The 16,655-nt window shown below is 61.2% G+C and carries 23 protein-coding genes and 4 pseudogenes; 13 read left to right on the plus strand and 14 right to left on the minus strand.

Features of this window, described 5'->3' with window-relative positions; genetic code table 11:
* Nucleotides 1–92: 92 nt before the first annotated feature.
* The 4 genes and pseudogenes from IPF49_12080 to IPF49_12095 all read left to right on the plus strand — a co-directional run bounded on the left by IPF49_12080 (nt 93) and on the right by IPF49_12095 (nt 1,994).
* The gene (locus tag IPF49_12080) at nt 93–866 is read left to right on the plus strand and encodes a transposase (GenBank protein MBK6288352.1); all 774 of its coding nucleotides are present in this window, start codon (nt 93–95) and stop codon (nt 864–866) included.
* A 121-nt stretch (nt 867–987) separates the two neighbouring features.
* On the plus strand, nt 988–1,239 hold the full coding sequence (locus tag IPF49_12085; GenBank protein MBK6288353.1) for a type II toxin-antitoxin system Phd/YefM family antitoxin: 252 nt from the start codon (nt 988–990) through the stop codon (nt 1,237–1,239).
* Nucleotides 1,236–1,655: a type II toxin-antitoxin system VapC family toxin gene (locus IPF49_12090; GenBank protein MBK6288354.1), complete on the plus strand. Its 420-nt coding sequence runs from the start codon at nt 1,236–1,238 to the stop codon at nt 1,653–1,655. The genes IPF49_12085 and IPF49_12090 overlap by 4 nt, the downstream gene beginning before the upstream one ends.
* A 168-nt stretch (nt 1,656–1,823) precedes the next feature.
* Nucleotides 1,824–1,994: pseudogene (locus tag IPF49_12095) on the plus strand (hypothetical protein).
* 141 nt (nt 1,995–2,135) lie between these two features.
* Here IPF49_12095 and IPF49_12100 read toward each other — a convergent pair.
* Together IPF49_12100 and IPF49_12105 are read right to left on the minus strand one after the other, a co-directional pair.
* A pseudogene (locus IPF49_12100) lies at nt 2,136–2,494 on the minus strand (DUF86 domain-containing protein).
* Nucleotides 2,487–2,777: a nucleotidyltransferase family protein gene (locus IPF49_12105; protein MBK6288355.1), complete on the minus strand. Its 291-nt coding sequence runs from the start codon at nt 2,775–2,777 to the stop codon at nt 2,487–2,489. Before IPF49_12105 ends, IPF49_12100 begins: the two are co-directional and overlap by 8 nt.
* 173 nt (nt 2,778–2,950) lie before the next feature.
* Between IPF49_12105 and IPF49_12110 the strand changes: the two are divergent.
* Nucleotides 2,951–3,121 (plus strand): annotated as a pseudogene (locus IPF49_12110) (Fis family transcriptional regulator).
* A 7-nt stretch (nt 3,122–3,128) separates the two neighbouring features.
* Here the strand turns inward: IPF49_12110 and IPF49_12115 are convergent.
* Complete coding sequence (locus IPF49_12115) at nt 3,129–3,515, minus strand: type II toxin-antitoxin system VapC family toxin (GenBank protein ID MBK6288356.1); 387 nt, start codon at nt 3,513–3,515, stop codon at nt 3,129–3,131.
* On the minus strand, nt 3,512–3,754 hold the full coding sequence (locus IPF49_12120) for a type II toxin-antitoxin system prevent-host-death family antitoxin (GenBank protein ID MBK6288357.1): 243 nt from the start codon (nt 3,752–3,754) through the stop codon (nt 3,512–3,514). Before IPF49_12120 ends, IPF49_12115 begins: the two co-directional genes overlap by 4 nt.
* Before the next feature lie 430 nt (nt 3,755–4,184).
* Here IPF49_12120 and IPF49_12125 point away from each other — a divergent pair, with 430 nt between their 5' ends.
* Both IPF49_12125 and IPF49_12130 read left to right on the plus strand, forming a co-directional pair.
* The gene (locus IPF49_12125; GenBank protein ID MBK6288358.1) at nt 4,185–4,454 is read left to right on the plus strand and encodes a type II toxin-antitoxin system prevent-host-death family antitoxin; all 270 of its coding nucleotides are present in this window, start codon (nt 4,185–4,187) and stop codon (nt 4,452–4,454) included.
* Nucleotides 4,451–4,861: a type II toxin-antitoxin system VapC family toxin gene (locus IPF49_12130; GenBank protein ID MBK6288359.1), complete on the plus strand. Its 411-nt coding sequence runs from the start codon at nt 4,451–4,453 to the stop codon at nt 4,859–4,861. The genes IPF49_12125 and IPF49_12130 overlap by 4 nt, the downstream gene beginning before the upstream one ends.
* 132 nt (nt 4,862–4,993) lie before the next feature.
* Here IPF49_12130 and IPF49_12135 read toward each other — a convergent pair whose 3' ends face one another.
* The 3 genes from IPF49_12135 to IPF49_12145 form a co-directional block, all read right to left on the minus strand.
* Nucleotides 4,994–5,497, minus strand: coding sequence for a GNAT family N-acetyltransferase (locus IPF49_12135; GenBank protein MBK6288360.1), 504 nt, complete (start codon nt 5,495–5,497; stop codon nt 4,994–4,996).
* Nucleotides 5,494–5,772, minus strand: a complete 279-nt coding sequence (locus tag IPF49_12140) for a DUF1778 domain-containing protein (GenBank protein MBK6288361.1) — start codon at nt 5,770–5,772, stop codon at nt 5,494–5,496. The genes IPF49_12135 and IPF49_12140 overlap by 4 nt, the downstream gene beginning before the upstream one ends.
* 75 nt (nt 5,773–5,847) lie before the next feature.
* Nucleotides 5,848–6,318 (minus strand): tyrosine-type recombinase/integrase, encoded by a 471-nt coding sequence (locus IPF49_12145; protein MBK6288362.1) that lies wholly within the window; start codon nt 6,316–6,318, stop codon nt 5,848–5,850.
* Between IPF49_12145 and IPF49_12150 the strand changes: the two genes are divergently transcribed.
* Nucleotides 6,247–7,158 carry a hypothetical protein gene (locus tag IPF49_12150; GenBank protein MBK6288363.1) on the plus strand — a complete coding sequence of 304 codons (912 nt, stop codon included), beginning with the start codon at nt 6,247–6,249 and terminating at the stop codon, nt 7,156–7,158. The genes IPF49_12145 and IPF49_12150 overlap by 72 nt on opposite strands.
* Before the next feature lie 71 nt (nt 7,159–7,229).
* The gene (locus IPF49_12155) at nt 7,230–7,547 is read left to right on the plus strand and encodes a hypothetical protein (protein ID MBK6288364.1); all 318 of its coding nucleotides are present in this window, start codon (nt 7,230–7,232) and stop codon (nt 7,545–7,547) included.
* Nucleotides 7,548–7,665: 118 nt separating this feature from the next.
* On the opposite strand, the gene IPF49_12160 is transcribed toward IPF49_12155, so the two are convergent.
* The 3 genes from IPF49_12160 to IPF49_12170 form a co-directional block, all read right to left on the minus strand.
* Nucleotides 7,666–7,971 (minus strand): type II toxin-antitoxin system RelE/ParE family toxin, encoded by a 306-nt coding sequence (locus IPF49_12160; GenBank protein ID MBK6288365.1) that lies wholly within the window; start codon nt 7,969–7,971, stop codon nt 7,666–7,668.
* Entirely contained in the window at nt 7,961–8,146 is a 186-nt protein-coding gene (locus IPF49_12165) for a hypothetical protein (GenBank protein ID MBK6288366.1), read from the minus strand. The genes IPF49_12160 and IPF49_12165 overlap by 11 nt, the downstream gene beginning before the upstream one ends.
* Nucleotides 8,147–8,611: 465 nt before the next feature.
* Nucleotides 8,612–9,553, minus strand: a complete 942-nt coding sequence (locus IPF49_12170; GenBank protein ID MBK6288367.1) for a tyrosine-type recombinase/integrase — start codon at nt 9,551–9,553, stop codon at nt 8,612–8,614.
* 368 nt (nt 9,554–9,921) lie between these two features.
* Here IPF49_12170 and IPF49_12175 point away from each other — a divergent pair, with 368 nt between their 5' ends.
* Together IPF49_12175 and IPF49_12180 are read left to right on the plus strand one after the other, a co-directional pair.
* A complete protein-coding gene (locus tag IPF49_12175; protein ID MBK6288368.1) occupies nt 9,922–10,104 on the plus strand; it encodes a hypothetical protein in 183 nt (60 codons plus the stop codon).
* Nucleotides 10,098–10,328 carry a type II toxin-antitoxin system RelE/ParE family toxin gene (locus tag IPF49_12180; GenBank protein ID MBK6288369.1) on the plus strand — a complete coding sequence of 77 codons (231 nt, stop codon included), beginning with the start codon at nt 10,098–10,100 and terminating at the stop codon, nt 10,326–10,328. Before IPF49_12175 ends, IPF49_12180 begins: the two co-directional genes overlap by 7 nt.
* A gap of 111 nt (nt 10,329–10,439) precedes the next feature.
* Here the strand turns inward: IPF49_12180 and IPF49_12185 are convergent, their stop codons facing one another.
* Nucleotides 10,440–10,778, minus strand: coding sequence for a tyrosine-type recombinase/integrase (locus IPF49_12185; GenBank protein MBK6288370.1), 339 nt, complete (start codon nt 10,776–10,778; stop codon nt 10,440–10,442).
* On the minus strand, nt 10,738–10,920 hold the full coding sequence (locus IPF49_12190) for a hypothetical protein (protein ID MBK6288371.1): 183 nt from the start codon (nt 10,918–10,920) through the stop codon (nt 10,738–10,740). Before IPF49_12190 ends, IPF49_12185 begins: the two co-directional genes overlap by 41 nt.
* 404 nt (nt 10,921–11,324) lie before the next feature.
* Here IPF49_12190 and IPF49_12195 point away from each other — a divergent pair.
* Nucleotides 11,325–12,408: pseudogene (locus IPF49_12195) on the plus strand (IS630 family transposase).
* 9 nt (nt 12,409–12,417) lie between these two features.
* Here IPF49_12195 and IPF49_12200 read toward each other — a convergent pair.
* Together IPF49_12200 and IPF49_12205 are read right to left on the minus strand one after the other, a co-directional pair.
* Nucleotides 12,418–13,602, minus strand: a complete 1,185-nt coding sequence (locus tag IPF49_12200; GenBank protein MBK6288372.1) for a type II secretion system F family protein — start codon at nt 13,600–13,602, stop codon at nt 12,418–12,420.
* 1 nt (nt 13,603) lies between these two features.
* Nucleotides 13,604–15,253 carry a type II/IV secretion system protein gene (locus tag IPF49_12205; GenBank protein MBK6288373.1) on the minus strand — a complete coding sequence of 550 codons (1,650 nt, stop codon included), beginning with the start codon at nt 15,251–15,253 and terminating at the stop codon, nt 13,604–13,606.
* Between the two features lie 116 nt (nt 15,254–15,369).
* Here IPF49_12205 and IPF49_12210 point away from each other — a divergent pair, with 116 nt between their 5' ends.
* Nucleotides 15,370–16,653: a CinA family nicotinamide mononucleotide deamidase-related protein gene (locus IPF49_12210; protein MBK6288374.1), complete on the plus strand. Its 1,284-nt coding sequence runs from the start codon at nt 15,370–15,372 to the stop codon at nt 16,651–16,653.
* Nucleotides 16,654–16,655 lie beyond the last annotated feature (2 nt).

Below are 16,655 nucleotides of genomic sequence, written 5' to 3' on the forward strand. Positions count from 1 at the left end.
CGGATTATTCGCGAATTCACAAATGAGGAAGGTCCCATCTGTGCTAAAAAGACGTTGCAACACGGCGTTTTCGGCACATCAAGGACCTTCCGGTGCAAAACAATACCACACGACAGTCTGTTGTTTTCAACGATCTCTTCGGCAAGCAGGTCGTTGCCCGGTTCGATCAGCCCGACAGCAGTTCCGATGGCGGCGCAGTTCTGCTCAAGGCCTGCGATGAACGCCTCGACCTGACCCGTGCCATCGCGGCCTGCGTCGCGGATACGCGCCAGGCCGGCAAGGTGGTCCACTCCTTCGAGGACCTCGTGCGCCAGCGCGTGTTCGCGCTCGCCCTCGGCTACGAGGACTGCAACGACGCGGCGCGCATCGGTGCCGATCCGGTGCACAGGCTCCTGCTCGAGCGTGATCCGATCACAGGCGAGGCGCTCGCCTCGCAGCCCACGCTCTCGCGCTTCGAGAATGCGCTCGGCCCGAAGGCACTGATGCGCATGGGCTGCGCGCTGGCCGACACCGTGCTCGATGCTGCCATCGAGACGGTGGCTCAAAGCAAGAGCCGGCCCGTCGTTCACTCTGATCGTGGCGCCCACTACCGCTGGCCTGGGTGGCTATCAAGGATCGGTGATGCGAACCTGATTCGCTCGATGTCTCGCAAGGGGTGCTCGCCAGACAACGCTGCATGCGAAGGCTTCTTCGGACGGTTGAAAGCGGAACTGTTCTACCCTCGGGATTGGAAGACCACCACCATTGAGCAGTTCATCCAGGTAGTCGATTCTTACATCCGCTGGTACAACGAGAAGCGGATCAAGATATCCCTTGGCTCTCTCAGCCCCATCGAATACCGAGAGAGTCTTGGACTTACGGCATAAAATAAGTCCAAGTTTTTATCCGCACCCCCGATGTGAGATAGAGACCAGTGTGAGCGATCACGCTTGCCGTGTGATCGGCGTATCCGCTATAGTCTGACCATTCAGGTCAGAGGTGGCCGCTATGCAGAGCTGGCAAATTCAGGAAGCAAAAGCACGTTTTTCGGAAGTGGTGCGCGGCGCCGAACACGAAGGCCCGCAGGAGATCACGTTGCATGGCCGTCCAGTTGCCGTGCTGGTTTCGCGAGCCGAGTACGACCGCTTGGCGGGAACCGGTCTTTCGCTGGTCGATTTCATGCGCCGCTCGCCGCTGCATTCCCAAGCCGATATCGAGTTCGAGCGCGAGCCAGGCTTGACGCGCGAGGTAGCGCTCTGAGCTACCTCGTAGATACCAATGTGCTCTCGGAGCTCAGCCGTCGGGAGCCCGATAGCGGGGTAAGCGAGTGGTTTGCGCAGCGTCCCGCCACAACCCTCTACATCAGCGTGCTGACGCTGGGCGAACTGCGCAAGGGCGTAGAGCGCCTGGTCGATGAGCCGCGCAGGACACGCCTGTTCGATTGGCTCGAAGTTGAGGTCCCGGCATTCTTTTCCGGTCGCGTGCTCGACATCGACGCGGCGGTGGCAGACTGCTGGGGCAGATTGCTGGCGAAAGCCGGAAGGCCGCTGCCGGCAGTGGACAGCTTGCTCGCAGCGACTGCCATACATCACGAGTTATCACTCGTGACGCGCAACAGCCGCGACTTCGAATTGCCGGGTCTGACCGTAATCAATCCTTGGATCTCGCTACGATAAAGCCCACTCATTTCCGCGAGCACAATACGTGAGATTCAACCGTACTGTGGCGGGCAACAGGCACCGCCATCTGCGCCGGTGGTTCGCCTCAGCAAACACCAATTCGGCATCACATGCGAAATGAATTTTGTCGATGAGGCATAAATAGCGGCCAACTTCACCATCCACATGAGCGAGCACACTTAAGACCCGCGCCTGGGGCGATTCATGCAGGCGGATATCGTTGTTCAGAGCCCCATCGATACACAGGACTACAACCGCTACAGCTACCTCAGCAACAATCCGCTCTATGAGACGGATCCGAGCGGGTATGTGCGCGCTGGAGTCGTGGCTGTGTAGTCGGGGTGTCACGCGATCAGGGTGGGCATTCGGACGGCGTGCAGGAGTGGGAACACCGGGATGAGCACCCCCGGGCTGCCCTGAGGACTGCATTGGAGTCGGAGTGGCCAATGATCGAAGTTTAGATCGCTCCTGCCGGGCTTACTGTTGCTCGACCGTATGCCTCAGGGCCTGCAGTGGCGGCAGAATCTCGGGGACGTCAACTCGAATGATGCTCCAGAGAGTGTCGTCGTCGATGCCTAGATAACCGTGAATGAGGCGATTGCGGGTCGCGATGATCATTCGCCAAGGGATTTCGGGATGCGCCGCCCGTATTTCGTCCGGTACATGGGTGGCGGCTTCACCGATAAGCTCCAGGTTGCGCAGCGTCGCGTCATAGGCGAGGCCGCTCGCAACGAAACCGGACTGGTCCAGCCTTCGGTGTATGTCAGCACCCTGCCGGCGAAATCCAGCATGTCGTCCAGATAAAAGCGCCATTCGCGCAGGGAGGTATCAGACAATGAGCCGCTCCCGTTCGATGTAAGGACGTAGCTCCGGACGCAAAGCTTTCTCGGTAACCAGGTCGATTGGGCACCCGAGCAGGTCCTCAAGATAGAACTGCACGCCGAAGTAACGCCTGGAGGTTGCAGGACCATCAAAGGCGACCAGAACATCGACATCACTGTTGGTCGATGCTGCATCGCGGGCGGTCGATCCAAAAAGTGCCAGCCGAGTCACGCCGAATTGGGCCTGCAATTCCGGCTTGCTGCGGCGCAACAAATCGAGCGCTCGCTGTCTGTTCATCGAAATACACCAAGGATCGACTTCACTTTTTCGGTTCCGCGCAAGTCCGAACCCGTCAGTTGCGGCATCTGCGTACAGAAATGTCATGCATCACAACACCTTCAATTCGGCGCAAGACGCTCTGTTAGGAGGAGTGCCAAGTGTACCCTACACTGGCCGGTCCGCAGCCAACAAAACGAGTGATTGCCTGGCGGTTGGCGGAAGCCATGAAATCCAAGAGCGTCACCCGGACTGAAATGGCGGCCCGCATGCACACCAGTCGCATGGTGGTAAATCGGTTGCTGGATGCGAATGACACAAGTGCCGCACTAGGGATCCAGTTGCGGTTGGAACTGTGCAGCTGAAATAGCGCTATCGAAGCGCGTTGACAGTGCGAACTCCGTACTCCGCCAATCTGGCATCTGCGGTGATTAGCTCCAGGCCCTCGGCCTGGGCCTGCGCGACCAGCATCCGATCGAACGGATCGCGATGTAGCTGCGCCAGAGAACCGGCACGCTCTCCATGAAAGAGCGTGATGGCCAACGGACTGAAGCCCTCGTCCTCGATGATCGCTCCGAGATCCGCAGGCGCCTCCAGCTTTCCGAGTGATTTCTTGATCGATATCTCCCAACTGCTCACGGCGCTCACGAATGCGTCATTGCGCTCGTCCGCTATTATCGTTCGCGCATCTGGACCGAGGCGCGGATCGTCCCCGAGCCACCAGAGTAGCGTATGCGTATCGAGAAGCACACGCCTCATGATTGGCCCTCGAAGGCCTCGATTACATCGGCAGGTGTGTCATCGAAGTCATCGGCCAGGCGAATGCGCCCAGCCAGGCGACCGGCGCGGCGCGGCTTGCGCTGCTCGCGGTGTGGCAACAGGTCGAGATATGGCTTGCCCGCCTTTGCAATGATCACGATCTCACCGCGCTGAGCCAGCTCGGCGAGTTCCGAAAGTCGGCTTTTGGCCTCATGCATGTTTACCTGGGTGATTCCCATGTGCGGAAACCTCAGTGGAGGGCAATATAGGTTAGCTAATCCTAGCTAATGTGTTGCATGTGAGCAACCGTAAAAGCCCGCGCCGCACACTCTTTTGCAGCGGATGGGTTCCACACGCCGCGAAATGTTCGCGCTGCCTTCGGTGACAGCTACTTTTCGTGCCAGCAGGTATGGGCAGGTGCAGCGCCGAGCCTTGTAGCTCCTCGCCGACCGCGTGGCAGCGATGTCATCCATGCGGATGGCGCGAAGACCACACCAGCTTGTCAGCATGGCGAGCCACCAACATTGCTGCAATCCGGCAGGACTGGCTGATTGCGGATTGCTCCTTTGCACCACGGAGGGCGCGGGCGCTGCAGGTAACTTAAAGCGATTGCCTAACAGTATTGATATCGGTATTCTTTGCCGATATTCAGTACTTTTCGGATGCACCATGAACAACACGCTCACTGCTGCTGAAATCAAGCGCCGCGGCATGGCGGCCATCGAGGAGGGCCTACGCAAAGGGCCCGTGCATATCGTCAAGCGCAACAAGCCCGCCGCCGTGGTGCTTTCTGAGGACGAATACCAGCGTCTCACTCAGGGCAAGGCGCCAAGCGGTGGCGGGATGACCGCAATTCAATGGCTGCTCGCACAGCCTTCGAGCGGCAAGCGAAGCAAGGCACGAATAGACGCAGACTTGGCCAGCGAGCGCTCCTGGTGATTGCCTGCTTCGACGCGAGCGCGCTGATCTACTTGATCGAGGGCAAGCAACCGTTCGCGGGCAAAGTGCGACGAGAATTGAGCACCATAACGAAAAAGCACCCTGAGCTCGTCTCCGCGCTAAGCCGCATGACGTGGCTGGAGTGTCGGGTCGGACCGATGAAAGCCAATGATCTGACCACGCTTGCCGCGTACGATGCGTTCTTCGGCCGGCCAGACCTGCTCTGGGTGGAACTGACCAGGGATGTTGTCGAATTAGCTGCCGCTATTCGCGTCAAGCATGGACTGCGAACACCCGACGCCCTGCAAGCCGCGAGTTGTTTGCAACTTGGCTCGGATCACATATTCCTGACGGGCGACAAAGCCTTCCGCAGGGTCCACGGTCTGAACGTGCAAGTCGTGGGTTGACTGAGCTTAGCTCCTGATTCTGCTTGCGTCGTACGGGCGGCGCGCTGATTCACGCCGCTGCCCCGAGGTACTTGTTACGCCATCCATGTGGATGCATGAGGTTGGGCCAAAGTGCCCTCGCCCGGAATCCGCTCATAGCATCGCCTTCAGATCCTTGATCATCAGGAACAGGTGATACGGATCCGTCGGACTGGGCTCGAATTCCCAGGACAGGTACCACTGGCGCGCGGCATCGTCCTTGGCGTGAACGAGCAGACAACGGATTCCCGCGATATCCGCAGCCTGAACAGTGCGCAATAACGCGTCACGGAGCAGCGCCTGTCCCAAACGCTTGCGCTGATGGTCCTGGTCCACGGCAAGGCGGGCGAGAATCATTACCGGCACGGGGTGGCGAGCCAGCCCTTTGCTTGCCCTCGTTGGCGCGGCCTGCGGTTCAACACTGCCGACCGTCAGACTATAGAAGCCGGCAGCAACGCGGTCGCCCTGGCAGCAGACGTACGTTTGGGCGCTATTCGCTCTCTGGTTCACCAGCGCCAAGCGCTGCAGGAATTGATTGAGCGCGGGCTCTGCGCAATCGAACCCATCAACCTGGTCCTCGGCACCGAGCTTGTGAATTGCGGAATAGCCCGACGTCAACCCGACACCCCGGGGTCGCTGAGGAGCTTCTTGAGCCGGGGCTTGTTCTGCACGGGTCGGTCCAGCGCCGCCTGAAAGGCGCGCCACTGCGCCTCCCCCAAAGTGAATTGTCGGCGGTCCGCAAGTGCCTGCGACGCTGCGACCACAGCGGCGTCCAGCAGGAACTCGCTGACACTCTTGTGCGCTGCGCGCGCTGCTTCCTGCAGCAGTTGCTTCACCGCGGCGCTTGCGCGCACATCGATGCGCTCGGACTTTGAAACCTTCAGGGAGCTCACTTATCACCTCGTCGAACACGGAATGCCCACATCTTATCGCCCGGACAATGTACGGACAACAATTTATTGAAGCGGTCAGACAACACCTCTGGCTCCCGCGGCGGGTGGCGCCGACGCATCTGCCTCCCGCGCCAGCGGATGCGTCCGGGCATAGACCGCGCGCAGTTCCCGCTGCGAGACATGCGTGTAGAACTGTGTCGTGCTGATATCCGCATGTCCCAGAAATTCCTGGATGTAGCGGATATCGGCCCCGTGATCGAGCATGTGCGTTGCCGCCGAATGGCGGAAAACCGAGCAGGCACCGGAAACCAGCGCACCGCTGCGTCGAATGTATTGCCCGATCTTGCGACTCAGCGTGCTGCGGGAGATGCGTGTGCCGTAATTTGACAGGAACAGCGCCTGGCCGCTCTCGTCGCATTCAAGGGCAGGACGCACCTCTCGAAGATAGTGATGCACCCACTGGCAGGCACGTGCATGCATCGGGACCCGCCGGTCGTGCCCACCCTTGCTCCGACGGACCACGACGGTACCGACCTCAAGGTCCACGTCGGGGAGATCGGCGGTGCGCTACTCGCATGGCACCCGCTGGGCTACGGCATCTGGCAGAGCGCGGTGTACGGTGCCATCGCGGGAGGATCGAGCGCGGCGGTCAACGGCGGGAACGTCCTGCAGGGGGCGGCGATCGGCGCCTTCAGCGCGGCGGCGTTCGCGGGGCTGGATGGCGCCGGGTTCGGCTGGGGAGCCGCAGGGGATGTCGGGCAACATACGCTCAACATTGCCGCCAGTGGCGTTTTGGGGGGAACGATAACCGTGTTGCAGGGAGGGAAGTTCGCAAATGGGGCTATGACGGGGGCGTTTATGGCGGCGGCTGCGGAGATCGGCAGCAGCAGCGGAGACTACTCCGAAGGCGACGGCCTCACCTACCAGGATTCGGACATTAACGATCCGACCGGATATTACGATTCTGAAGGGAACCCGTTACTTGCGATGAACTTACCGTCCGCACCCCAAGGGCTTGTTGATGGAGTAACGGGGTTTGGCGACGGCGTTTATAGAAGTATCACTTTTGGATTCGGAGATCTCCATGCGGTTCGTGGCGCGTTGAGTATTGACGAAGGGGTCAATTACGAATCTGGGCTGTATAGCGCTGGTCACGTTGCTGGGACCGTCGAAGGTGGAGTCGCCATGGGAGGTGCAGTGGCGGCAAGAGCCGGATTCAGTACATGGGTAAGGCGTTACCCTAACGCTGGCGGTGCAGGAGTTGGCGTGGACCGGTATGGCAAGAACCTGATTAGAGCTGACTGGCACAAATTCAAGTTGGACGGGGAGATGGTAAATCGCCCGCACATTGATGTTCCGGGAACGGTTAAGCACTGGCCATGGTAGTGATGATGAATGCATACAACGAATGGAAATCGATAGTTGCGAAGATCTGCCGTAGGGCACTTGATGGGTCGATGACAATCGAGGAATTCTACGAGCAGTGGCCAAATGGGCAGGAGGATTCCGAATTTGCCAGGCTGGTTTATGGAGACATTGAAGATGGGGTCCAGCACTTTCCGGCAAAACAAATATCGGGTAAGCCGGACTATGAGCTTTGGAGGTCGTCAGATATTTATCGAAGACTTGTTATAGCAAATGAGGTTCTGAAATTGGATCTTGATGAACCAGGATTACTCGAAATTCGCAGCCTTCTTTTGAATGACAACAGCGTACCGATAAAGGACATGTCGACAAAAGCGGCACGGCTCGGTGCAAAAGGAGTCGGCGTTTGACGTTACATTTGCCATTCTCTTCTTAGCCGCAATTTCCCCATCCACCGCGCGGCACTACCGGGCGGTTCCGTTTACGCTTTCCGCAAATGTCGCCGGCTGGTTGATCGGTCTTCGTTGCTCAGTGCGGCCAGGGCTGAAGCGCGGGATTCGTGAGATCGCGACTGCCGCTCATCACGGCGAGGACCAGGACATGATCCGCTTCGACGGAATACATCACGCGATAGCCCTGGACGATCAACTCGCGGGTCTGCCGGGTATCGTCTTCCGGCACATGCCGCCCGCTTTCCGGAAACTCCCCCAGCCGCCGCGTGGCGCGCAGGATGCGCTCGGCGAAGGCGTGGGCGTAATGGACGGAATCGCGACTGATGTAGCGATGGAGGTCGTCGAGATCGTCGCGTGCCGGATCGGACCACTCAACGCGCATGAGGCAGGAAACGCCGTTCCATTTCTTCTTGTGAGGTTACCCGGCCTTCCTTGGCCGCTTGCCGCGCGCGTTCGAGTTTCTGACGGACGTACAGCGCATACATCGCGTCATCGAGCGTGGCCTGTTCCGGCAGGTGATCGGCGATGTTATGCACGATTTGCTTGACGCTTTGCATGGGCTTCTCCTCACGAGGCCTGTTACAACACGGTATCCAGCATCTCCATGACGAAGCGCTGCTTGGGCTTCGGCACTTGCGCGATGCGCTGCCCCAGCGGCTCATGGAACGCCTTGTCGTCGGCTGCCACGATCGTGATCCACTGCGTTAAAGAGTGGCATGAGATTACTCGCGGCTGGTGAAAGTTCGATTGACAAAATTTTACTATCGGGTCCGCCGTCCTCGAAATGACAGCGTACGGCATCCCTTACGCGGTCGTGGAGTTCATCCTCTGGCTCCGCTTGCGTGTGGATGGATTCTCCAACCGCGTGGGCACTGAAGCCGCCTTCCGGCGCATTCTCCACTACAAAAGCAATTTCGCTCATTGCCGTTTCCTCTGCCCCCATAGTGCCAGCAGTACACCCTGTGTAGCTAGCCCTGGGTTCACGACTGGGTTCACGACCAGGACTCTGGGTCGACGACCCCCTACTGCCCGCGCGCCAGCGGATGCGCCCGGGCATAGACCGCGCGCAACTCGCGCTGCGAGACATGCGTATAGATCTGCGTCGTGCTGATATCCGCGTGTCCGAGAAATTCCTGGATGTAGCGGATATCGGCCCCGTGATCGAGCATGTGGGTTGCTGCCGAGTGGCGGAACACCGAGCAGGCGCCAGAGACCAAACTGCCGCTGCGCCGAATGTATTGCCCAATTTTGCGGGTCAGTGTGCTTCGGGAGATGCGTGTGCCGTAATTTGACAGAAACAGCGCCTGGGCGCTCTCGTCGCATTCAAGGGCAGGACGCACCTCTCGAAGATAGTGATGCACCCACTGGCAGGCACGTGCATGCATCGGGACCCGCCGGTCGTGCCCACCCTTGCCCCGACGGACCACGACGGTACCGACCTCAAGGTCCACGTCGGGGAGATCGAGCCGTGTGAGCTCAACACGGCGTATCCCGGTGGCGTAGAGCACCTCGACGAGCGCGCGATCCCGGATGCCCCTGATACCCCGGCGCTGCGACTGGGTACAAATGACTTCGATCTCACGCACACTGAGGATGCCGCGCGGCAGTCGCCGGGGTAGCCGGGGCAGAACGAAATCTGCCGTCGGGTCGGTCCGGATCAGCCGGCGGCGATACAGCGCCTGGCAGAGCAACAGCACGGCCGTCAGACGGTTGCGGATCGTTCCCGGGGCAAGCGACGCATCGAGCGCACTGCGGTGGGTGACCAGTGAACGGCGGTAGGCTTCCAGCACCGAGGCGCGGAGCTGGTGGGCGTGAGTGAAGCCCGCGATCGCGCACCATCGCACGAACCCATCGAGAATCCAGCGTTTGTTCGCAATGGTCAAGCTGCTCTGCCCGCGGGAGAGGCAGTCATCGAGATACAGTACTGCAGCGTCGGCAAGCGGACAGGATCGGTGTATGTGCATGAGGTCACCTCCAAGGAGGGTTACCGGGTAGACACACCGAGAGCGAAAATGGTTCTTCGCTTCTAACTCAATCTGTCGCAATTGCAGGGCGCCTTGCCGCAAATTCGATCCTGTGCGCGAGCCGCGACCTTGCGACATAGCGGCCTGCGCCATCCATGTGGATGAACTCGCGTCTGCGGGCGTGCGAATGGCAGGGTGCCTGGCATTTAGCGAACCTGGCACGGCCGCATTCAGCCGATCCTGAGTGATGAAATCGCGCAGCGCGATTGCGCCGGTGCCACTAACAATACCCGCGGTTGGCGGTGTTAGACTAACTGCCAAGCAAGGCAGCACCGTGTGCCTGTCGCTCGATTTCCGAGGAGTTGACCATGCAGATCCAAAGCGTCAAGCAGAAAGCCCTTGAAGCGATCCAAAAGTTGCCGGACACGGCAGACATGGAGGAGATCATGTACCGGTTGTACGTGCTGGAGAACATTGGCGCGGGCAACGGGACGCCATCGAGGGGAACACTCAGCGGGTTGAGGATGATTGAGGATATCCAGTCGTGGTGACGTGGACGGCCCACGCCAAGGCTCAGCTTCGCCATATTCACGACTATATTGCCCAAGATTCGCCGCTCTACGCGATGCGAGTCAGCGAGGCCCTGGTGCAAAAAACCAGTGGCCTGGATGCGTTGCCCCGCTTGGGACGGGTAGTCCCTGAGCTAAACGACGACACCGTGCGCGAGTTGTCGCTCTACTCCTACCGGATCCTCTATCAGATCAAGAATGACTAACTCTGATCGAGGTATTGCCGTCATCCACAAGCGGCGGGATTTGCACGCCGGAGAAGGGCCCAGAGGGGCTTGATAAGCCGAAGCGAGTGGTGGCGTAGGGGCGTTCCCTTACTATTCACGTGCCAACGGATGCGTTCGTGTGTAGACCGCGCGCAGTTCGCGCTGCGAGACATGCGTATAGATCTGCGTCGTGCTGATATCCGCGTGTCCGAGAAATTCCTGGATGTAGCGGATATCGGCCCCGTGATCGAGCATGTGGGTTGCTGCCGAGTGGCGGAACACCGAGCAGGCGCCAGAGACCAAACTGCCGCTGCGCCGAATGTATTGCGCAATTTTGCGGGTCAGTGTGCTTCGGGAGATGCGTGTGCCGTAGTTCGAGAGAAACAGCGCCTGGGCGCTTTCCTCGCCTTCAAGGCCGGACGCACCTCCCGGAGATAGCGCTGCACCCAACTGCAGGCCCGCGCATGCATCGGCACCCGCCGGTCGTGCCCGCCCTTGCACGACGGACCACGACGGTGCCGACCTCGAGGTCTACATCGCGGAGATCGAGACGGGAGAGCTCGATGCGCCGTATGCCTGTGGCGTATAGCACTTCAACGAGCGCGCGATCCCGGATGCCCCTGGAGCCCCTGGCGCTGGGACTGGGTACAAATGACTTCGATCTCCGCACACTGAGGATGCCGCGCGGCAGTCGCCGGGTAGCCGGGGCAGAACGAAATCTGCCGTGGGGTCGGTCCGGATGAGCCGACGGCGATACAGCGCTTGGCAGAGCAACAGCACGGCCGTCAGACGGTTGCGGATCGTACCGGGGGCGAGCGACGCATCGAGCGCACTGCGGTGGGTGACCAGTGAACGGCGGTACGCTTCCAGCACCGAGGCCCGAAGCTGGTGGACACAGGTGACCTCCTCTCGTGCGCACCAGCGCACGAACCCATCTAGTATAGATCGCCATAAATAGTGTAACATATAGGCTCTTGCAGACAGAGAGGGCTTTTTGTGCGCGTTGCAGTAAAAATTGTCTTATCCGACGAGGAAGTTGCGCACCTGAGCAAACTATCAAAGTCACGCTCGGTATCGGTCCGCCTCGCAGAACGTTCGCAAATTGTCTTGCTGGCCGGCAAGAGTCGAACGAACGAAGAGATTGCTGAAGCGCTGGGCGTTACAAGACAGAAGGCGGGTCGCTGGAGACAGCGCTACGCCGAGAGTGGAATCGATGGCATCAGCCAGGACGCACCGCGACCAGGGCGCAAACCGAAGATCAGTTCACGCAAGGTTGCCCAGGTGATCAGGCTTACAACGCAAACGACGCCGGAAAATGCCACCCATTGGGGCCAGCGCCTGATGGCGGAGAAAGCAGCCATTAGCATGTCAACGGTGGCCCGGATCTGGAAGCGCCACGGCTTGAAACCGCACCGGATAAGCACGTTCAAGCTATCAAACGATAAAGAGTTCGCCGAGAAGCTGGAGGCGATTGTCGGTCTTTATATATCACCGCCTGAAAATGCCATCGTTTTCAGTTGTGATGAAAAAAGTCAGATACAAGCACTGGATAGAACGCAGCCGGGCCTGCCCATGAAAAAAGGCAAGGCAGCGACCATGACGCATGATTACAAACGCAACGGCACTACGACGCTGTTTGCCGCGCTGAACACCCTGACGGGTGAAGTGCTGGGTACCAGCCCAGCGGCATCGACATCAGGAATGGCTGGTATTTCTCCGCGAGATCAACAAGACGACGGCCAAGGATAAAGAGATTCACATTATTTGTGACAACTACGCAACGCATAAGCATCCGAAAGTAAAAAGCTGGTTGAAGTACCACAAGCGATTCCATGTGCACTTCACGCCGACCAGCGCATCGTGGTTAAACATGGTGGAGCGGTTCTTTCGCGAGCTATCTGAGAAGCAGTTGAAGCGGGGTGTATTCAGTAGTGTGGGCGAGTTGGAAGAGTCGGTCATGGCGTTCATTGAAAGGCACAATAAAGCACCAGCGCCTTACATATGGACCAAATCTGCGAGCGACATTCTGGAGAAGGTGATGCGCGGTAGAGAAAAACTTAATAAGTTACAAACCGTATGACGACCTACACTAGAGCGGGATGTCGGACACGCTGGTAATGGCGAGCACGATGCCGATCACGATAGTGCCGATGGCGGTGCCGATCAGCAGGATCGACAGTGGCTCGATCAGCAGCAGTACGCGCTTCATCCGGTTGCGACTGCTCTTGCCGCTCAGCGCCGCCAGTGCCTTGAGCATGTCGGGCAATCGGCCCGCGCGCTCGCCGGTACGCAACAGATTGTAAGCCGTGGCGTCGAAAGCGCCCTGTTCCTCGAGCGCTTTCGACAACGACAGTCCGGCTTTCACCGCGCGCGCCGCGGCCTCGAGCCGGCGCCGCCGCGAGGCCAGCCGCACGCCGCGGTTGGCGAGTGCCAGCGAATCGAGCATCGGCACGCCCTGTCCGAGCAGCGCGCCGAGCAGCGCCGCCCACGAGGTGGTCTCGGATTCCGTCAGCCAGGGACCCAGCACCGGCCAGTGCGCGAGCCGGTCGAGCAGCGCGGCGCGTACGCCGGGCCGGCGCAGCGCGTAGACCACACCCGCCACCAGCGCCGCGACCAGCAGCAGGCAGGTCAGCAGGTTGCGGTTCAGAAAGCTGCCTGCGCTCAGCACTGCCCATGCCAGCCAGGGCAGCTGCGCGGCGTCCTGCAGCATGCCGGCAAAGCGCGGCACCACGAAGGCGAACATCACCCCGACGCCCAGAATGCCCGAACCGACCAGCACCGCAGGGTAGATCAGCGCGTTGCGGAGGTCACCGGCAACTTCCTGCTGATACGCGTACTGGGCGACGGCCTCGTCGAGGCTCTCGGCGAGCTTGCCGGTCATCTCGCCGGCCGCAGCGAGCTGGAAAAAATATTCCGGCAGGCGCACTCCGCACAGCCGCAACGCCTCGGCAAATGATTTGCCCTGGGCGATCGCGCGCCCCAGCGCCTCCAGCGTCACCCGCAGCGCATCGCGCTCGTGGGCGCTGGCGATCGAGGCCACGGATTCCGCGATGCCGAGCCCCGAATGCAGCAGCGTGGTGAGCTCGGTGAATGCCAGCAGGATTTCCGCGCTCGAGGCCGCACCGCCGCCGCCGGCGGGCACGTGCGCGCCGATGCCGAGCACGGTTGCACCCTGACGCTGCAGCTGGCGCCGGGCCTCGCCCTCGTTGGCGGCTTCCAGCGTGCCACGCTCGAGTTTGCCATCGGCGCTCAGCAACTCGTAGGCAAAGCGCATCTCAATGACTCACGACGCGCATCACTTCCTCGACCGAACTGATCCCGCGGCTTGCTTTCAACAGCCCGTCCTGGCGCAGGGTCCGCCAGCCGCGTGCGAGCACATGGGACTTGATCTGATCCTGCGCGATATTGCGCGCGACCAGCGCCTGCAACTGCTCATCGACCGGGATCATCTCGTAGATCCCGGTGCGGCCCCGGTAACCGGTGCCCTGGCAGGCCTTGCAGCCGCGCGCATGGTGCCAGTCCTGCTCGCCACTCCAGGCCACGATTGCGCTGACTTCGTCGAGAATGTTCTGTGGCACGGTGCTCGGTTCGCGGCAGGCATGACACAGCATGCGTACCAGGCGCTGGGCCTGCAGGCCACGCACCGGCGCGGCAGCAAGGAACGGTTCGATGCCCATGTTGATCAGGCGGGTGAAGGCCGAAGCGGCATCGTTGGTATGCAGCGTGGACAGCACCAGGTGACCGGTCAGCGCCGCCTGGATCGCGATCTCGGCGGTTTCGAGGTCACGGATCTCGCCGATCATGATCACGTCCGGATCCTGGCGCAGGATTGCGCGCAGCGCGCGCGCAAAGGTGTAACCGATGTCCGCGCGCGCCTGAATCTGGGTGATGCCGCTGAGCTGGAATTCCACCGGGTCCTCGACCGTGATCATCTTGCGGATGCCATCGTTGGCGGCAGTCAGCATCGAGTACAGGGTGGTCGATTTGCCCGAGCCGGTCGGCCCGGTCACGAGGATGATGCCGTGCGCCTCGCGCGCCCACTCGCCCATCAGCGCGAGATGATCGGGTTCCATTCCGAGGTGTTCCAGATCGAGGTCGGCGCGCTCCTTGGGCAGCAGTCGCAGCACGATCGACTCGCCATGGACATCCGGTGCGGTCGAGACGCGCACATCGAACTCGCGCCCGCTCACCCGCGTGCTCATGCGCCCGTCCTGCGGCAGGCGGCGCTCGGCGATATCGGCGCCCGAGATGAGCTTGATGCGCGAAGCCACCGCGGCAAAACGATCCATGGGTTGGGTCATGCGCTGGTGCAGCACACCATCGACCCGGATGCGCACCACGAACAGCGACTCGCCGGCCTCGATGTGGATATCGGATGCCTTGGCTTCCACGGCTTGCGAGAGGATGTTGTTGACCAGTTCGATGATCGGCGCTTCCTCGGCCAGTTCGCGCAATGCCTTGTCGGTGCCGGTGGCGAGTTCATCCATCGCCCGCTCGCGGCCAAGGTAATCGAGGCAGCGATCGATATCGTGGCGGCGTGCGAGATGCATTGCGAGCGGTGCTCCGGCGGAGCGCGCGGCGAGCGATTGCAGCACCAGCGAGGCAAGCGGGTCCTGCGCGGTCCAGCCGATCGTGCCATCGGGCATCTGCCACATCAGCACGCGCTGGTCGAGGAACCAGTCGAGCGGTATGCCCGACTCGAGCGCGCCCTGCAGCATCTGGCTCTCGTCGGGTATCGGCGCGTCCACGCCGAGCACCGGGGCATCGAGTTGCAGCGCCAGCACGCGCAGCAGCGCCTCCTCGGACAGCGCGCCGGTTCGAAACAGGATCGTGCCGAGCCGCCCGCCGGCGGCGGCCTGTAATTGCAGCGCCTTCTCGACATCCTGCGGATGCACGATTTTCGCATCGATCAGGAGTTCGCCGATTCGTCGGTTTTCCACGCGCTGTTCTGGCTCCCTGGCAAGGCATGGGGATAACGGGCTGGTGTATTCTCTGCGCTAAACGGGGTCCGAGACAATCGAGCCGGACCCGCCATGGAGGAATGGATTTGGAATTGCGGCTTCTGCTGACCGGCAACGAGTTGATGAGCGGAGTCACGGTGGACAGCAATTCGGCGCTGATTGCGCGGAAACTCGAACCGCTGAGCCTGCAGGTCTGCGCCAAGCACACCATCGGCGACGATCGGGACCTGTTGTGTGCGGAGCTCGAGCGCCTGGCCAGCGCCAGCGATGTGCTCATCGTGAACGGCGGGCTGGGCCCGACCCGGGATGACCTGACCGCGGAGGCACTGGCTGCCGTGTGCGGTGTGCCGCTCGAGGAAAGCGCCGTCGCGCTGGCGCACCTCGAGGCATGGAGCGCGCAGCGTGGCTATGCGATGAATGCGGCGAATCGCAAGCAGGCGATGTTGCCCGCGGGAGCCGCGGTGATCCCCAACGCCGTCGGCAGCGCGGTGGGTTTTCGCGTGCGTTACCGCGATTGCGAGATTCTCTGTACTCCCGGCGTGCCCGGCGAATTGCGCGTGATGCTCGACCGGGAAATCGTGCCGTGGCTTGGCGCGCAGTTTCCTGCCGCCGATAGGGTGGTGATCACCCGCCTGCAGTTTTTCGGTATCGGCGAGTCCGGTTTGCAGCAGCTCCTGAGCGAGCAGTGTCCCGACTGGCCGCCGCATATCGAGCTGGGTTTTCGTGCCGGCGCGCCGACGCTGGAGCTGAAGATTTCGAGCCTTCGCGCCGCCGACGAGCGGGATCGGCTCGCCTGCGAACAGCGGGTGCGGGAGCTTTTCGGCGATTACATCATCGGTACCGGTGACACGAGCCTGGCGCGCTGCGTGGTCGAGTTGCTGGGCAGGGCGGGGCAGCGGGTCGCGACCGCCGAATCCTGCACCGGCGGGCTGATTGCGGCGATGCTCACCGAGGTGCCGGGCGCTTCGGCGGTCTATGAGGCCGGCGTGGTGAGTTATTCGAACCGCATCAAGCAGCAGCTGCTCGGGGTCGAGGCGCATACGCTGGCCGAGCACGGCGCGGTGAGCGAGCAGGTGGTGCGCGAAATGGCCCGCGGCGCCCTCGCGCTGAGTGGTGCCGAGCACGTGGTATCGGTATCCGGAGTGGCCGGGCCCGATGGGGGCAGTGCCGACAAACCAGTCGGAACGGTATGGATCTGCTGGGGCGGGCAGGGCCGGCTGCGCGCCAGGCAGCTGTATTTCCCGGTGGCGCGCAAGTTGTTCCAGACCATGGTCGCAGCGACCGCGCTCGATCTGCTGCGCCGGGAGATTCTCGGTATCGAAGAGGAGCCACGCTATTTCCGCGAGCGGGTCCTGAGGCGCTGATC

The organism is Gammaproteobacteria bacterium (assembly GCA_016705365.1).
GTDB lineage: Bacteria > Pseudomonadota > Gammaproteobacteria > Pseudomonadales > UBA5518 > UBA5518.

Bases quoted from the DNA above. Each gene is read 5' to 3' on its own strand.
- IPF49_12105 (MBK6288355.1), bottom strand. From the start codon at position 2,777: ATGAACAGACAGCGAGCGCTCGATTTGTTGCGCCGCAGCAAGCCGGAA.
- IPF49_12125 (MBK6288358.1), top strand. From the start codon at position 4,185: ATGAACAACACGCTCACTGCTGCTGAAATCAAGCGCCGCGGCATGGCG.
- IPF49_12175 (MBK6288368.1), top strand. From the start codon at position 9,922: ATGCAGATCCAAAGCGTCAAGCAGAAAGCCCTTGAAGCGATCCAAAAG.
- IPF49_12200 (MBK6288372.1), bottom strand. From the start codon at position 13,602: ATGCGCTTTGCCTACGAGTTGCTGAGCGCCGATGGCAAACTCGAGCGT.
- IPF49_12170 (MBK6288367.1), bottom strand. From the start codon at position 9,553: ATGCACATACACCGATCCTGTCCGCTTGCCGACGCTGCAGTACTGTAT.
- IPF49_12115 (MBK6288356.1), bottom strand. From the start codon at position 3,515: ATGAGGCGTGTGCTTCTCGATACGCATACGCTACTCTGGTGGCTCGGG.
- IPF49_12210 (MBK6288374.1), top strand. From the start codon at position 15,370: ATGGATTTGGAATTGCGGCTTCTGCTGACCGGCAACGAGTTGATGAGC.
- IPF49_12160 (MBK6288365.1), bottom strand. From the start codon at position 7,971: ATGCGCGTTGAGTGGTCCGATCCGGCACGCGACGATCTCGACGACCTC.
- IPF49_12165 (MBK6288366.1), bottom strand. From the start codon at position 8,146: ATGCAAAGCGTCAAGCAAATCGTGCATAACATCGCCGATCACCTGCCG.
- IPF49_12155 (MBK6288364.1), top strand. From the start codon at position 7,230: ATGACAATCGAGGAATTCTACGAGCAGTGGCCAAATGGGCAGGAGGAT.
- IPF49_12085 (MBK6288353.1), top strand. From the start codon at position 988: ATGCAGAGCTGGCAAATTCAGGAAGCAAAAGCACGTTTTTCGGAAGTG.
- IPF49_12120 (MBK6288357.1), bottom strand. From the start codon at position 3,754: ATGGGAATCACCCAGGTAAACATGCATGAGGCCAAAAGCCGACTTTCG.
- IPF49_12150 (MBK6288363.1), top strand. From the start codon at position 6,247: ATGCATCGGGACCCGCCGGTCGTGCCCACCCTTGCTCCGACGGACCAC.